This is a genomic window from Brevundimonas sp., from assembly GCF_035626975.1.
Lineage (GTDB): Bacteria > Pseudomonadota > Alphaproteobacteria > Caulobacterales > Caulobacteraceae > Brevundimonas.
Genome location: NZ_DASPMQ010000006.1, coordinates 52,340 through 66,566, shown reverse-complemented (window position 1 = coordinate 66,566; position 14,227 = coordinate 52,340). Strand labels below are relative to the sequence as shown.

General features: G+C 71.9%; 12 protein-coding genes. 6 read left to right on the top strand and 6 right to left on the bottom strand.

What is annotated here, in order from left to right; all coding sequences use genetic code 11:
• Nucleotides 1-44: 44 nt before the first annotated feature.
• Genes murD through murG form a run of 3 tightly spaced genes read left to right on the top strand, consistent with a single transcriptional unit; the run spans nt 45 to nt 3,726 of the window.
• Nucleotides 45-1,454: a UDP-N-acetylmuramoyl-L-alanine--D-glutamate ligase gene (gene murD, locus VEB62_RS01915; RefSeq protein WP_324794867.1), complete on the top strand. Its 1,410-nt coding sequence runs from the start codon at nt 45-47 to the stop codon at nt 1,452-1,454.
• A complete protein-coding gene (ftsW, locus tag VEB62_RS01910; RefSeq protein WP_324794865.1) occupies nt 1,451-2,629 on the top strand; it encodes a putative lipid II flippase FtsW in 1,179 nt (392 codons plus the stop codon). Before murD ends, ftsW begins: the two co-directional genes overlap by 4 nt.
• Nucleotides 2,630-2,637: 8 nt before the next feature.
• Nucleotides 2,638-3,726, top strand: coding sequence for an undecaprenyldiphospho-muramoylpentapeptide beta-N-acetylglucosaminyltransferase (gene murG, locus VEB62_RS01905; RefSeq protein ID WP_324794863.1), 1,089 nt, complete (start codon nt 2,638-2,640; stop codon nt 3,724-3,726).
• A gap of 8 nt (nt 3,727-3,734) precedes the next feature.
• Here the strand turns inward: murG and VEB62_RS01900 are convergent, their stop codons facing one another.
• Nucleotides 3,735-4,217 (bottom strand): surface-adhesin E family protein, encoded by a 483-nt coding sequence (locus tag VEB62_RS01900; protein ID WP_324794862.1) that lies wholly within the window; start codon nt 4,215-4,217, stop codon nt 3,735-3,737.
• Nucleotides 4,218-4,265: 48 nt separating this feature from the next.
• Between VEB62_RS01900 and VEB62_RS01895 the strand changes: the two genes are divergently transcribed.
• Complete coding sequence (locus tag VEB62_RS01895; RefSeq protein WP_324794860.1) at nt 4,266-4,994, top strand: WecB/TagA/CpsF family glycosyltransferase; 729 nt, start codon at nt 4,266-4,268, stop codon at nt 4,992-4,994.
• A 32-nt stretch (nt 4,995-5,026) separates the two neighbouring features.
• Entirely contained in the window at nt 5,027-5,497 is a 471-nt protein-coding gene (locus tag VEB62_RS01890; protein WP_324794858.1) for a GNAT family N-acetyltransferase, read from the top strand.
• Here VEB62_RS01890 and smc read toward each other — a convergent pair.
• From smc to VEB62_RS01870, 4 genes are all read right to left on the bottom strand, one after another.
• Nucleotides 5,494-8,934, bottom strand: coding sequence for a chromosome segregation protein SMC (gene smc, locus VEB62_RS01885; protein WP_324794856.1), 3,441 nt, complete (start codon nt 8,932-8,934; stop codon nt 5,494-5,496). The two genes, VEB62_RS01890 and smc, sit on opposite strands and share 4 nt — an antisense overlap.
• Nucleotides 8,935-8,946: 12 nt before the next feature.
• A complete protein-coding gene (locus tag VEB62_RS01880; RefSeq protein ID WP_324794854.1) occupies nt 8,947-9,585 on the bottom strand; it encodes a thioredoxin domain-containing protein in 639 nt (212 codons plus the stop codon).
• A gap of 7 nt (nt 9,586-9,592) precedes the next feature.
• Nucleotides 9,593-10,243, bottom strand: coding sequence for a thioredoxin domain-containing protein (locus VEB62_RS01875; protein ID WP_324794852.1), 651 nt, complete (start codon nt 10,241-10,243; stop codon nt 9,593-9,595).
• Between the two features lie 173 nt (nt 10,244-10,416).
• A complete protein-coding gene (locus VEB62_RS01870; protein ID WP_324794850.1) occupies nt 10,417-10,983 on the bottom strand; it encodes a DUF721 domain-containing protein in 567 nt (188 codons plus the stop codon).
• Nucleotides 10,984-11,004: 21 nt separating this feature from the next.
• Here VEB62_RS01870 and VEB62_RS01865 point away from each other — a divergent pair, with 21 nt between their 5' ends.
• Entirely contained in the window at nt 11,005-12,069 is a 1,065-nt protein-coding gene (locus VEB62_RS01865) for an A/G-specific adenine glycosylase (protein WP_324794849.1), read from the top strand.
• Here the strand turns inward: VEB62_RS01865 and VEB62_RS01860 are convergent.
• Nucleotides 12,066-14,213, bottom strand: coding sequence for an amylo-alpha-1,6-glucosidase (locus VEB62_RS01860; RefSeq protein ID WP_324794847.1), 2,148 nt, complete (start codon nt 14,211-14,213; stop codon nt 12,066-12,068). The two genes, VEB62_RS01865 and VEB62_RS01860, sit on opposite strands and share 4 nt — an antisense overlap.
• Nucleotides 14,214-14,227: the final 14 nt, after the last annotated feature.

The following is a 14,227-nucleotide window of genomic DNA, read 5'->3' as shown; positions in this document are numbered from 1 at the left end:
CGTCTGATCCTCGGGTCAAGCCCGAGGATGACGGAGCGGCGGACATGATCCCGGTCCCCGGCTTCGAAGGGCGGCGGATCGCGGTCTTCGGCCTCGGCAGGTCGGGACTGACGGCCGCGCGCGCCCTCAAGGCCGGCGGCGCCCTGCCGGTGCTGTGGGATGACAGCGTCTCCAGCCGCATGCAGGCCGAGGCCGAAGGCTTCGACGTCGAGGACCTGACCAGCGCCGACTGGTCGGGGTTCGCGGCCCTGGTGCTGTCCCCCGGCGCGCCCCTGACCCATCCGGAGCCGCACTGGACCGTGGACAAGGCGAAGGCGGCGGGCGTCGAGATCGTCGGCGACATCGAGCTGTTTGCGCGGGCGATCGCGGCGCTGCCGGAGGGCAAGCGGCCGAAGGTGGTGGCCATCACCGGCACGAACGGAAAGTCGACCACGACGGCATTAATCGGCTGGATGCTCAAACAGGCGGGGATGACCGTCCACGTCGGCGGCAACATCGGCATCGGGGTGCTGGCGCTTCCGCCGCCGACGCCGGGCGCAGTCTATGTGATCGAGGTGTCGAGCTACCAGCTGGACCTGACGACGAGCTTCGCGCCTGACGTGGCGATGCTGATCAACATGAGTCCTGACCACTTGGATCGGCATGGCGGGATGGAAGGCTATGTCGCGGCGAAGAGAAGGATTTTCCAGGCACAGACGGCGTCACAGACCGCAATCGTCGGAATCGACGACGACTGGAGCATGGCGATCGAACAGGAGCTCACAGCGGCGAGGCACCGGGTCATTCGGGTTCACGCCAACATGAGGGGCATCCTGATCGGCAGGCCGGAACATACGGTGGTCGCCGGTACAGATGGGCTGATCTTCGAGGGTAGCCGGGTGGCGGAATTAACCCACGCCCGCTCGTTGCCAGGGCGGCACAACGCCCAGAATGCCGGGTTCGCGTACGCGACTGCGATCACCTTGGGCCTGACGCAAAATCAGGCGGCAGCGTTTCTCCTCACCTTCCCCGGCCTCGCCCATCGCATGGAGCACGTCGCCACCCTCGGCCGGGTGCGGTTCATCAACGACTCCAAGGCCACCAACGCCGACGCGGCGCGGCAGGCCCTGTCCTCCTACGATCGCAGCTTCTGGATCGCCGGCGGGCGGGCCAAGGCGGGGGGCATCGACGACCTCGAGGACCTGTTCCCACGCGTGGCCGAGGCCTTCCTGATCGGCGAGGCGGCGGGGCCGTTCGCCGCCCGGCTGGGCGAGACGCCGCATCGCATCTGCGGCGACATGGCCACCGCCGTGAAGGCCGCCGCGGAGGCCGCCGCCGCCACCGGACGCGACGAGGTCGTGCTGCTGTCGCCCGCCGCCGCCAGCTTCGACCAGTATCCCGACTTCGAGGCGCGCGGAGAGGCTTTCCGCGCCGCCGTCCTCGCCCTCGGCGCCGTTCCCGCGAGCGCGTCATGACCGAAGGCTACAGCCCCGCCTTTTCGCGCAACGACCAGAGCCCGATCGCCAAGTGGTTCTGGACCGTCGATCGCGGCCTGCTGGCGGCGGCGCTGACGCTGATGGCGCTGGGCGTGGCGCTCAGCTTCGCCTCCAGCCCGGCGGCCATCAACGCCGACCAGTCGATCTCCGACCCGTTCCACTATTCGTGGCGGATGCTGGTCTGGGCCTCGATGGGGCTGGTGCTCATGCTGGGGGCGTCGCTGCTGTCGCCGCGCGGGGTGCGGCGCATCGCCGTGCTGGCGTTGCTCGGCGCCATCGTCACCATGATGGCCCTGCCGTTCATCGGCGACGAGGTGAAGGGCGCGGCGCGCTGGATCAACCTGGGGCCCTTCAGCCTGCAGCCGTCCGAGTTCGCCAAGCCGGGCCTGATCGTCTTCGCCGCCTGGATGTTCGCCGAGGCCCAGAAGGGGCAGGGCGTGCCCGGCGTGAGCATCGCCTTCGGGTTCTGGGCCCTGACCGTCGGCCTGCTGCTGATCCAGCCCGACATCGGCCAGACCCTGCTGGTCACCACCACCTTCATGGCCGTCTTCTTCATGGCCGGGGTGCCGCTGAAATGGGTGGCGGTGATCGCGGCGGCGGGCATGGCCGGGCTCGTGTCGCTGTACTTCGCCTTCGGCCACATGCGCGACCGCCTCAGCCGCTTCCTGTCGCCCGAGAACACCGACACCCATCAGATAGACCGCGCCTCCGAGGCCATCCGCGCCGGCGGCCTGGTCGGGCGCGGGGTGGGCGAGGGGGTGATGAAGCGCCACGTCCCCGACCTGCACACCGACTTCATCTACTCCGTCGGGGCCGAGGAGTTCGGCCTGGTCCTGTCGCTGGCCATGATCGGCCTCTACGCCTTCATCGTCGTGCGCGGCATGAAGCGCGCCATGAAGCTCAACGACGCCTATGAACAGACCGCCGCCGCCGGCCTGTTCGTGCTGATCGGCCTGCAGGCCTGCATCAATATCGCGGTCAATCTGAACCTGATCCCGACCAAGGGGATGACCCTGCCCTTCATCAGCTACGGCGGCTCGTCGATGCTGGCCATGGGGCTGACCATGGGTCTGGCCCTCGCCCTGACCCGCCGCCGCCCGGGCGCCTACGAGCCGGGCGCCAGCCTGCCGCAGCGGCGGCGGATATTGCCGTAAGGAGCGCCATGTCCAGCAAGGTCTGCGTCGTCGCCGCCGGAGGCACCGGCGGACACATGTTCCCGGCCGAGGCGCTGTCGCGCGAGCTGGCGGCGCGGGGCTGGCGCATCGTGCTGGCGACCGACCACCGCGGCGAACAGTACGCCCACAGCTTCCCGGCCGAGGAGCGGATCGCCCTCGACGCAGCCACCGGGCGCGGACCGATCGGGATGGCGAAAGCCGGCCTGACCATCGTGCGCGGCGTCGTTCAGGCCCGCCGGGCGCTGAAGCGCCTGGACGCGGCGGTGGTGGTCGGCTTCGGCGGCTATCCCTCGGCTCCGGCCCTGCTGGCGGCGCTGAGTCAGGGCCGTCCGACCCTGGTGCACGAACAGAACGCGGTGCTGGGCCGCACCAACCGCTGGCTGGCGCCGTACGTCGGCGCCGTCGCCTCGTCCTTCCCCAACCTGCAGAAGGCGCCGCAGGGCGTCGGGGCCCGCATCAGCCTGGTGGGCAACCCGGTCCGCCCCGACATCCGCGCCCTCTACGACCGTTCTTTCGCCCCCCCCGCGCGCGGCCAGCCGATCCATGTGCTGGTGACCGGCGGAAGCCAGGGCGCCCGCATCCTGTCCGAGACCGCCCCCCGCGCGCTGGCGGCTCTGCCGGAGCCCATACGGACCCGACTCAAGGTGCAGCAGCAGTCCCGGCCCGACTCGCTGGAGGCGGCCCGCCAGATTTATCTGGAGGCCGGCATCGACGCCGAGGTCGCCCCCTTCTTCCGCGACATGGCCCGGCGGCTGTCGGCGGCCCATCTGGTCATCGGCCGGGCCGGCGCCTCGACCTGTTCGGAACTGGCCGTGGCGGCCCTGCCGTCGATCCTGATCCCGCTCAAGATCGCCATGGACGACCACCAACGCTTCAACGCCGCCAGCCTCGCCGACGCCGGCGGGGCCGAGGTGATGCTGGAGGACGACGTTACCGTGCAGGCGCTGGCGGAGACCCTGCTGTCCATCCTGACCGACCCGGCCCGGCTGCCGGCCATGAGTGCGGGGGCCAGATCCGCGGCGCTCCCCGACGCGACGCGGGCCCTGGCCGACATGGTGGAAGCGGCGGCGCGCTAGATTGCGCCTCAGCCCGCTCCCGCCAGCACCCTTCGGCCGATCCTGACCGCGTCCTCGAGATTATCCGCGTCCGCCTCGCCCGCCGAAGCCGGATCACAGGCCACGGCCAGCAGTTCGGCGGCGTCCCCGCCCGGCGCGGCGGGATAGGCCGGGGCGGCGTCCCGGGTCGCCGGTCCCTCCGCGCCGCCTTCGCGCACCGAGGCGAAATCCAGCCGGTCCGCCGTGCGCGCCCGGCAGTCGAAGGCCCACCACGACCAGCCGCCCCAGTAGGTCTGTCCGCCGGCCCGGAAATCCTCTTCGGCGACCTGCAGCGAGCGCATCCGGACCGTATCGCCGTCGCGGGCGATGGTGGAGAGATCAGCCAGCACCGCGAACCGGCCCACGCCGGTCAGCACCAGCCGCGGGCCCTCCTGCGCCGGCGGGGCCGGCTCCGCGCATGCGGGGGCCGCCAGCATCAGGCCGAGCAGGACCGCGGGAGTCGCCGTTCTCATGCCCCAGTCGTAACCGCCCGTTGACCCGCTGGCGAGTAGGTTGCGCCCATGACGCGCTTCATGACGCTGGACTTCGCCGACGGAGACCGCCCGGACCTGCTGGGTCGGGTCGCCGCCATGGCGCGCGGTCCCTATGGCTATGTCGTCACCCCCAACGTCGATCACGTCATCAAGCTGATGGACGGCCGGGTCGAGGCCGACGTCTACGGCGACGCCGACCTGAAGATCTGCGACAGCCGCATCCTCGCCCATCTGGCCCGGTTGCGGGGCAAGGCGCTGGCCGTCTATCCCGGCTCCGACCTGACCGCCGACCTGCTGGCGTCGCCGCTCGCGAGCGATCTGACCGTCGGCGTCTTCGGCCCGGACCGCGCCGCCTTCGACGATCTCGCGGCCCGCTATCCCGGCCGCCGCCTCACCTTCATCGACGCCCCGATGGGCCTGACCCCGGGAACGGGCGTCTGGGTCGGTGCGGTGGACGACGCCGCCAGGGCCGAGTGGGACGTGCTGCTGGCCTGCGTCTCCTTCCCGAAGCAGGAGCGTTTCGCCCACGCCCTGCGCGCCGCCGGCCGTCAGACCGGGGTGACGCTCTGTGTCGGCGCCTCGGTCGATTTCCTGACCGGCCGCCAGCAGCGCGCGCCGCGCCTCTACCAGGCCCTGTCGCTGGAGTGGCTGCACCGGCTGATGACCCAGCCGCGCCGGATGTTCCGCCGCTACGTCATCGAGGGCCCGGCCATCTTCGGCCTGTTTATCCGGCACGAGGTGCTGGGGCAGGGTTGAACGCGGCGGCGCAGCGTCCCAAGCTTCACCGCATGTCCTTCTTCACCCGTATCGATTTCCGCACCTCCGACGCCCTGTCAGTCGAGAACCCCGCCGCGCGCCGGCCCCTGCTGCTTGAGGGCGAGGCCCTGCACCGTCAGCTGCGACCCTTGCTTGAGGCGGACTACCCGGCCCAGATCGAACGGCTGATCCCTGAAGGCGCGCGGCTGGCGCAGGTCGTGGACGACGGCGAGGTCCGCGCCATCGCCCTGTGGCGGGTGTTCGAAACCACCTACTGCGGCCGGCGTCTCGAGATCGAGGATCTGGTCTCCGACGAGGCGCATCGCTCGAAGGGCTACGGCGCGGCCATGATCCGCTGGCTCAACGAGCAGGCCGTCGCGCTCGGCTGCCCCACCACCACCCTGATCTCGGGCACGCACCGCACCCGCGCCCACCGCTTCTATTTCCGCGAGGGCTACGCCATCACCGCCTTCCACTTCGTGCGGGAAACGGGCGTCGGCTAGGCCGCCACGATCTCTTCCGCCTGCGTCAGGTCCACGCTGACCAGCTGGCTCACCCCCCGCTCCGGCATGGTCACGCCATACAGCCGGTCCATCCGGCTCATGGTCACCGGGTTGTGGGTGATGACGATGAAGCGGGTGTCGGTCCGCTTCCGCATCTCGTCCAGCATGCGGCAGAAGCGGTCGACGTTGGCGTCGTCCAGCGGGGCGTCGACCTCGTCCAGCACGCAGACCGGGGCCGGATTGGCGAGGAAGACCGCGAAGATCAGCGCCGCCGCCGTCAGCGCCTGCTCGCCGCCCGACATCAGGCTCATCACCGACAGCCGCTTGCCGGGCGGGCAGGCGTAGATCTCCAGTCCCGCCTCCAGCGGATCGTCGCTCTCGACCAGTTTCAGCTCGGCCTGGCCGCCGCCGAACAGGGCCTCGAACAGGGTCTTGAAGTTCTCGTTGATGATGTCGAACGCCGCCACCAGCCGTTCGCGGCCCTCGGCGTTCAGCTCGTCGATGCCGTCGCGCAGCTTGGCGATGGCGCTGGTCAGGTCCGAGCGCTCGACCTTCATGGTCTGCAGCCGGTCGCCGTATTCCGTCGCCTCGTCCTCGGCGCGCAGGTTGACCGGTCCCAGCGCCTCGCGCTCGCGCTCCAGCCCGTATAGCAGGCTTTCGGCCCCGGCCGCGTCCGGCGGGCGGGCGATGGCGTCGTCGGTCAGCTTCTGACCCAGCTCCTCCGGCGACATCTGCGCCGTCTCGCGGACGTTGGCCTCGGTTTCGGCCAGCTTCTCGGCCGCCGCCTCGGCCCGCGCCGCCAGCCCCGCCCGCGCTTCCCGGGCCGAGGAGGCCGCGCTCTCCGCTGCCCGCGCCGCCCGGTCCGCCTCGCCGGCCTGACCCTCGGCCAGCGCGAGCGCATCCGCCGCCGCCTTGCGCCGGGTCTCGGCCATGGTCAGGGCGTCGAGCAGGGACGAGCGCTGCGTCGCCAGCCGCTCCGGCGCTTCCGCCGCCGCCTTCAGCCGCGCCGCCGTCTTCTCCGCGTCCTTCTCCAGCGCCGCGATCCGGGCCGTCGAGTCCTTCGCCCGCGCCGCCCAGCCGTCGCGTTCGTGGCTCAGGCCCTCCAGCCGCGCCTGCCGTCCAGCGACATCGCGCGCCTCGGCGTCCCGCTCGACCCGGGCCGTCGCCGCCGCGCCGCGCGCCGCATCCGCCGCCGTCCGCGCACCCATCAACTCCGCTCGCAGCCCGTCCAGCGTCTCCGAAGGCGCTTCCGCGCCCTGCGCTTCGGCCAGCGCCGCCTGCGCGGCCTCGACCTCGGTCGACAGCCGCGCCAGGGTTTCGTCCAGGGCCTGCGCCCGGGCCTCCTTGCGCGCCTGCTCCCGGCCCAGCGCCTCGACCCGGTCGCGCGCCGCCGCGACCGCCTTGTCGAGGGCAAAGGGCGCGGCGCGCGCGGTCTTCACCGCCTCCTCCGCCGCCCGGAACGCCTCCGTCGCGGCCTTCAGCGCGCCCTGCGCCGCCTCGAGCGCCGGCTTGCCCTCGTCGATCTCGGCTTCCAGTTCGGACAGCCGGGTGCGCTGGGCCAGCCGCACCGCCGCCGGGCGCGGGGCCTCGGCCCGCTGCACGAAACCGTCCCAGCGCCACAGGTCCCCCTCGCGGGTGACCAGCCGCGCTCCGACCGGCAGGCTCTTCGCCAGCGCCTCGATATCCTCGCGCGCCGCCACCCCGCACAGCGCCAGCCGCGCCCTCAGCTGATCCGGCGCCGTCACGTGGTCGGACAGCGGCTCCACGCCCTTCGGCCACGACGGGGAAGGCGCATCGGCCCCGGCCCAGTACGCCGCCGCCCGCGCATCCAGCGCCGCGTCCAGATCGTCCCCCAGCGCCGCCGCCAGCGCGGCCTCATAGCCCTTGTCGGCCTGCACCCGGTCCAGCGCTGGCGGGTGCTCGCGTTTGCCCTGAACGAGCAGCTGCGCCAGCCCGCGCGCCTCGCTCTGCAGGCGGCCCAGCCGATCCTCCGCCGTTCGCGCCGCCTGGCGCGCCTCCTGCTCTACCCGCGCCTTGTCGCCCCGGTCCGCTTCGGCGGTCTCGACGGCGACGCGCGCCGCCGCCAGCTCGGCCTGCGCCTGTTCCAGCGCCGCCTTCGCGGCCTCGATCTCCGGCGTCTCCAGCGGCCCCAGAGCCTCGCGCTCGCGCCGCGCCGAGTCCAGCTGGGCCTCGGCCCGCGCCACCCGCGCCTCGGCGTCGCGCTTGCGGGCGTTTTCCGCCGAGACCCGCGCCTCGACCGCCGCCACCGCTCCGGCCACGCGCTCGACCTCGGCGTCGGCGGCCTTGCGCGCGTCCTCCGCCGCCGCCAGCGCCGCCTCCAGCTCCGGCCCCCGCGCCGGAGCCGCAGCCATCTCCGCCTGCAAGGCCTCCAGCGCCGCGCCCAGTCGCGCCAGCTCGCCTTCCGCGTCCCCGGCCATGGCCGTCTCGCGCTCGATATCGGCGGCGATGCGCGCCGCTTCGGCCGTCAGCCGCTCGACTTCGGCCCGCGCGGCCTGCTCGGCCATGTCCAGCCGGTCGCGCTCAAGCGAGGCCCGGTGCAGCAGGGCCCCGGCCACGGCGTCCTCCTCGCGCGCAGGCTTCAGCGCCTCCTGGGCGTTCAGCGACGCGGTCTGGGCCCGACCCGAGGCGGTCGTCGCCTCCAGCACCGCCCGGTCGGCCTCGGCCAGTTCCTTCGCCGCCGCCTCCGCCGCCACCCGGGCGTCGTTCCAGCGAACGAACAGCAGCGCCGCCTGCAAGGCCCGGATTTCGGCCGAGATTTTCTTGTACTTCTCCGCCTGCCGCGCCTCCCGCTTCAGCCGGGTCAGGGTGGTCTCCAGTTCGCGGCCGATGTCGTCCAGCCGCTCCAGATTGGCTTCCGCCGCCTTGAGCCGCAGCTCGGCCTCGTGCCGCCGGGTGTGCAGGCCCGCGACGCCGCCCGCCTCCTCGAGGATGCGGCGGCGGTTCTGCGGCTTGGCGGCGATCAGTTCGCTGATCTGCCCCTGACGGACCAGCGCCGGGGAGTTGGCTCCGGTCGAGGCGTCGGCGAACAGCAGCTGCACGTCCCGGGCCCGCACTTCCTTGCCGTTGATGCGGTACGTCGAGCCCTGGCCGCGGTCGATGCGCCGCGAAACCTCGATGACGGCGCTGTCCGTGAACGGCTGGGGCGCCTTGCGCTGGGCGTTGTCGATGGTCAGCGAGACCTCGGCATGGCTGCGCGGCGGGCGGTTGGCGGCGCCCGCGAAGATGACGTCGTCCATGCCCTGGCCACGCATGGCCTTGGCCGAATTGGCCCCCATGACCCAGCGGAGGCTTTCAAGGACATTCGACTTGCCGCAGCCGTTGGGACCGACAACGCCGGTCAGGCCCGGCTCGATATGCACCTCGGCGGGATCGACGAAGGACTTGAAACCGACGAGCCGGAGGCGCTGGAACTGCATCCTGCTAGCGGGTCACCGGCCGTCGAGCAGCGGCTGGATCAGCGGTTCAAACGCGGCCACGTCTCGCGACGCCATGGTGTCCGGCACGGGCTCGCCGTTGATGAAGAAGCTGGGCGTGCCGTTGACCCCGTCCGCGAACGACTGCTCGGCCCTGGCCTGCACTTCCGTGAACGCCGCCTCATTGGCGAAGCAGGCGTTCATCTGGTCGCGCGTCAGGCCCCCGGCGACGCCGCCCGCGGCCAGCCAGCCGACCACCGCCTGTTGCGACGGCGGGCCCGGTTGGGCGCGAAGCTGGGCCTGACCCCGGAACAGGGCGTCCAGCACCGCGTCATATTTCTCTTCCGGGGCGCAACGGGCCATCACCGCGCCGGCGACGGCGAGCTCCTGCGGTTGGGTCGGCAGGTCGCGAAAGGCGACCCGCACCTTGCCGGTGTCGACGTACCGGGCCTTGAAGGCCGGGAAGTCCCGGGTGTGCCAGTCGGCGCAATGGCTGCAGGTCGTCGACAGATAGACCGTCAGCGTCACCGGCGCCGTTTCCGCCCCCAGCGTGCGGTCGCCCGGTCGCACCGGCTCGACCGTCTGGGCGAGGGCCATCGCCGGCGCGGCGATCGCGACCAGCAGGGTCAGCAGGAATCGCGAAAGCCGCTTCACCGGACGATCAGTTCTTGGCCAGTTCGGCGTCGATCGCCCTGGACAGGTCGGCCAGGCTGGTGCCCGACGACGAGCCCGGCGTGATCACCTTGGTTCCGTTGACGAAGAAGGTGGGGGTGCCCTCCACGCCCGCGGCGAACGCGGCCTTGGCGCGGTCGTCGGCGGCGGCGAGGCCGGCCTCGTCGGTGATGCACTGCTGGATGCGCTCGTTGCTCAGACCGGCGCCGTTGCCGACCCGGAACAGGGTGGCGCGGGGATCGCCGCGCATCTCCTCCTGGCTGGCCAGCAGCTCGTGGATGACGTCGAAATACTTCTCTTCGCCGGCGCAGCGGGCGATCAGGAAGCCGGCGATGGCGACCTCGGCGGGCGGCGTCGGGATTTCACGGAACACGTAACGCACCTTGTTGGTGTCGACGTAGCGCGTCTTGAAGCCTTCCCAGTTCTCGGCCTGCCAGGCGGCGCAGACGTGGCAGGTGACCGAGGCGTATTCAACCACCTCGACCTTGGCTCCCGCCGGCGCGCCCATGGCCATGTCGCCCGCCGCCGGCGCTCCGGCCCCGCCGCTGTTGCAGCCGGCCATCGCGACCATGGCGGTCAGGGCGGCGGCGGTCATCGCGGCGCGGCGGCTCATCGCGGCGTAACGGATGGTGGCGCTCATGGAGTCGTCCTCACTGGCACGGGGGATGGGGGAGCATCGCGCGATTCCCCGAAATGCGCGCGCCTGGGTCTGTGCCACAGACCGGTCATCGACCAGTCTATCGCTGAACAGTCGATCTAGCCAAAGAAGATCGACGGCGCCAGCGGCTCCGGGTCGAAGCGCCGCAGCAAGTCTCAGTCGCCGGCGCGATCGCGGCCCTTCTGCGGATCGCTCAGCACGGCGCGCCCCAGCCGTTCCAGCGGGCCTTTCAGCAGGTCGGGCGCGTCGGCGATCGCCGCTTTCAGCTCGGCTTCCTGATGGGCGGGCAGGGGACGGGGCGCCGATCGCGGCCGGACCGGGGCCGGAAGGCCGACCGGCGGCTTCACCGGTCCCTGCGCGATCCTCAGCTTGTCGACGCTGCCGGGGCCGAGGAACAGGTTAACCCGTTGCAGGATCTCTTCCGACTGGTGCTGCACCAGCAGGGCCGCCGGGCCGGCCACGCGCAGTTCCAGCGTCCCGCCCGCTCCGCCGCGGCCCTTGCTCAGCTTCTGCGGCCGCGTCACCCGCGCCAGCCGCTCGCCGACGATCTCGGTCCACCGCGGCTCCAGCGCCGAGGCGCCGCGGCCGAACTTCGCGTCCAGGTCCTTGATCAGTCCCTGTAGCGCGCGGCCCGCCTTCGGGGCCGGTCTCGGGGCGGGGCGCGTGCGTCGTCGCGACAGGATTTCGCGGGCCTCGGCGTCGGTGGGCAGCGTGCGGCGCATTTCCGGTTTATAGCGCGGGGAATGCCCCCCGTCCCGGCCCAAGTCCCCACAAGCATCCCGGAGCAGCGCCCCGCCGTTCGCACGGCCCTGCTGGCCTGGTACGACGCCCATCGGCGGACGCTGGCCTGGCGGCCCGGAGCAGGCTCGGCGCGGCCCGATCCCTACCGGGTCTGGCTGTCGGAGATCATGCTGCAGCAGACCACGACGCCTCACGCGACACCCTATTTCCTGGCCTTCACGCAGCGCTGGCCGACGGTGTCTGATCTGGCCGGGGCCGCCGATGCGGATGTCATGGCCGCCTGGGCCGGGCTCGGCTACTACGCCCGCGCCCGCAATCTGCTGGCCTGCGCCCGGGCTGTCGCCGGCGGGCATGGCGGCGTCTTCCCCGACACCGAAGCGGGCCTGCTGGCGCTGCCGGGAGTCGGCGCCTATACCGCCGCCGCCGTCGCCGCCATCGCCTTCGGCCGCCCGGCCAACGTCGTCGACGGCAATGTCGAGCGCGTCGTGGCCCGGCTGTTCGCGGTCGAGACGCCGCTCCCCGGGGCGAAGCCCGAGCTGAAGCGGCTGGCCGGGATGCTGGTCGCCGACGACCGGCCCGGCGACTGGGCCCAGGCCTTGATGGATCTCGGCGCGACCGTCTGCCGCCCCGGCCGGCCGCTGTGCGAGCGTTGCCCGTTGACGGCCTGGTGCGCCGCCTTCCAGTCGGGTGAGCCCGAACGCTGGCCGTTGAAGGTGAAAAAGGCCGTCCGTCCGCGACGCCACGGCGTGGCGTGGGTTCTGCACGACGACCAGGGTCGCGTCGCCCTGGTCCGGCGACCAGGCGAGGGCCTGCTCGGCGGCATGCTGGGGCTGCCGACCTCCGACTGGTCCGCCGCGCCCGCCGGGGCCGCGCCGCCGGCGCGGGCCGAATGGCGCGACGCCGGCGCCGTGGATCACGTCTTCACCCATTTCGCCCTGACGCTGGACGTGCGGACGGCGACCGGCCAATGGGCGGGGCAGGGCGATGTCCTGTGGCTGCCGGCTGCAGAGGCGCTGTCGTCTCTGCCCACTGTATTCCGCAAGGCCCTGGAGCGCGGGCTGGCCTAGCCGAGCGTCCGCACCGTCACCGGCCCCGTATGCCGTTTCGGAATCGCGACGGTGTGGACGCCTAGCTGCTGGAAGGCCAGGTCCACGACCCCGTCGCCGACCTTCAGATTGGTGATGTGCAGCCGGTCGATACCGGAGGGGAGCAGCGGCTTGTTGATCTCCACCACGCCCTCGACCGCGTCGATGCTGACGCCCAGCGCCGCCTGCAGCATCAGGAAGACGGAGCCCGCCGCCCAGGCCTGCGGCAGGCAGGCCACCGGATAGGCGATCGGCGGCTCGCCGGGGATGCGCTCGAAGCCGCAGAACAGTTCCGGCAGGCGCAGATGGAAATGGGCCGCGGCCGCATAGATTTCGCCCAGCAGCAGGGCCACGGCCCGGCGCTCGCCGTAGTGCGCCATCCCCGCCGCCGCCATCGCCGTGTCGTGCGGCCAGACCGAGCCGTTGTGATAGCTCATCGGGTTGAACCGCGCCTGCCCGGTGGCCAGTGTCCGCAGGCCCCAGCCCGAGCGGAATTCCGCCCCCAGCATCCGCTTCGTCACCGCCTTCGCCCGCTCCCGCGACGGCAGGCCGGTGAACAGCAAATGCCCTGCGTTCGATCCGATCGAGCGGCACTGTTCGCCGTCCCCGTCCAGGGCGATGGCGTAGAACTGCTCATCCTCCATCCAGTACCGCTCCTCGACCAGCGCCCGCACGGCCCCGGCCCGTCCGGCCCACTCCGCCTGCCGCTCGTCGCCGATCATCCGGCCCATGTCGGCCATGGCCTGCCAGGCGGCGTAGGCGTAGCCCTGCACCTCCAGCAGGGCGATCGGGCCCTTCGGAAAGCGCCCGTCGCGGTGGAAGATCGAGTCCTCGGAGTCCTTCCAGCCCTGGTTCGACAGCCCCGTCTCCGCCGCCCGCTGGTAGCTGATCAACCCGTCGCCCGTGAGGTCGCCGTAGTCCTTCATCCAGCCCACCGCGGCGATCAGATTGGGCCACAGGGTGCGGATGGTCCCGACGTCGCCGGTCCGCTTCAGATAGGCCCCGGCCAGCGCCACGAACAAACAGGTGGTGTCGACGCCGCCATAGTAGAGGCCGAACGGCACCTCGCCGAGCGCGCTCATCTCGCCGCCGCGCGTCTCATGCATGATCTTGCCCGGCGCGGAGTCCTGGAAGGCCGAGACCTCCGTCGCCTGCCGCATGGCCAGATAGCTCAGCACCCCCTTGGCCAGGCTGGGATCCAGCCACAGCATCTGCCAGGCGGTGATGATCCCGTCTCGCCCGAACGGCGTCGAGAACCACGGCACTCCGGCGTAGGGATACGGTCCGGTCGGCAGGTCGGTGGTCAGCAGCGCCACGTCGGCCCGCGACTGATCCAGCCAGTCGTTGAAGCGCGGGCTGCGCGGTCCCCGGATCGAGGCCCCGCGCCGCCGTCGCGTGCGCATGGCCACCCGCGCCTGCACCGCATGGAACCGGAACCGCGCCTCGTCGGGCGGTTCGCAGGCCCCGAGCCCGCATTCGAGATAGAGGTCCAGCCGCCGCGCCTTCGGCAGGCTGAACATGAACTCGGCGCGCGACGCGGTCAGCCGGGCGGGAGGCTCCGAGAAGGCCAGGCAACTGGTGCGCTGGACGCCGTCGACGCCGAGGTAGCGGAACGTCACCCGCCGCCCGTCCTGCGTCGGCGTCTCCTGCGTCCCCCGCCGCGGCCGCGCCGTGCCGCGCACCTCGAAGATGTCCGAGAAATCGGCCGCGAAGTCGAAGGCCAGCGGCAGCAGCACGTCCTCGACGCCGTGGTTGACCATCCGGATCCGTTCGAACATCCGCCGGTCATGGACGAACCGCCGGCGCTCGATATGAATCACCCCCGCCGGAGCCGAGCGCCCGCCCATCGGCGGCAGCGGCCGGTTGGTCGAATGGGCGGTGAAGAAGACGTTGTCCTGGCTGATCCCCGAGCTGAGCCGCGAGGGCCGCGCCAGCCCCGCCGTCATCACGAAGCGCGACAGCAGCCGGGTGTCGCTGTCGAACAGGCCGTCGGCGCCCCCCTTCATATCGCCCCAGATGTCGGCGACCACGAAGGTGTCCACGTCCTTCAGCGCCATCATCTGCTCAAGGCCGTCGGCGTCCTGCGACTCGGCGGCCGTGACCTGGACTGAATAGGCGTCGTCCATGCGCAACCTCGGAA

Bases quoted from the DNA above. Each gene is read 5' to 3' on its own strand.
- murD (WP_324794867.1), top strand. From the start codon at position 45: ATGATCCCGGTCCCCGGCTTCGAAGGGCGGCGGATCGCGGTCTTCGGC.
- ftsW (WP_324794865.1), top strand. From the start codon at position 1,451: ATGACCGAAGGCTACAGCCCCGCCTTTTCGCGCAACGACCAGAGCCCG.
- murG (WP_324794863.1), top strand. From the start codon at position 2,638: ATGTCCAGCAAGGTCTGCGTCGTCGCCGCCGGAGGCACCGGCGGACAC.
- VEB62_RS01900 (WP_324794862.1), bottom strand. From the start codon at position 4,217: ATGAGAACGGCGACTCCCGCGGTCCTGCTCGGCCTGATGCTGGCGGCC.
- VEB62_RS01895 (WP_324794860.1), top strand. From the start codon at position 4,266: ATGACGCGCTTCATGACGCTGGACTTCGCCGACGGAGACCGCCCGGAC.
- VEB62_RS01890 (WP_324794858.1), top strand. From the start codon at position 5,027: ATGTCCTTCTTCACCCGTATCGATTTCCGCACCTCCGACGCCCTGTCA.
- smc (WP_324794856.1), bottom strand. From the start codon at position 8,934: ATGCAGTTCCAGCGCCTCCGGCTCGTCGGTTTCAAGTCCTTCGTCGAT.
- VEB62_RS01875 (WP_324794852.1), bottom strand. From the start codon at position 10,243: ATGAGCGCCACCATCCGTTACGCCGCGATGAGCCGCCGCGCCGCGATG.
- VEB62_RS01870 (WP_324794850.1), bottom strand. From the start codon at position 10,983: ATGCGCCGCACGCTGCCCACCGACGCCGAGGCCCGCGAAATCCTGTCG.
- VEB62_RS01865 (WP_324794849.1), top strand. From the start codon at position 11,005: ATGCCCCCCGTCCCGGCCCAAGTCCCCACAAGCATCCCGGAGCAGCGC.
- VEB62_RS01860 (WP_324794847.1), bottom strand. From the start codon at position 14,213: ATGGACGACGCCTATTCAGTCCAGGTCACGGCCGCCGAGTCGCAGGAC.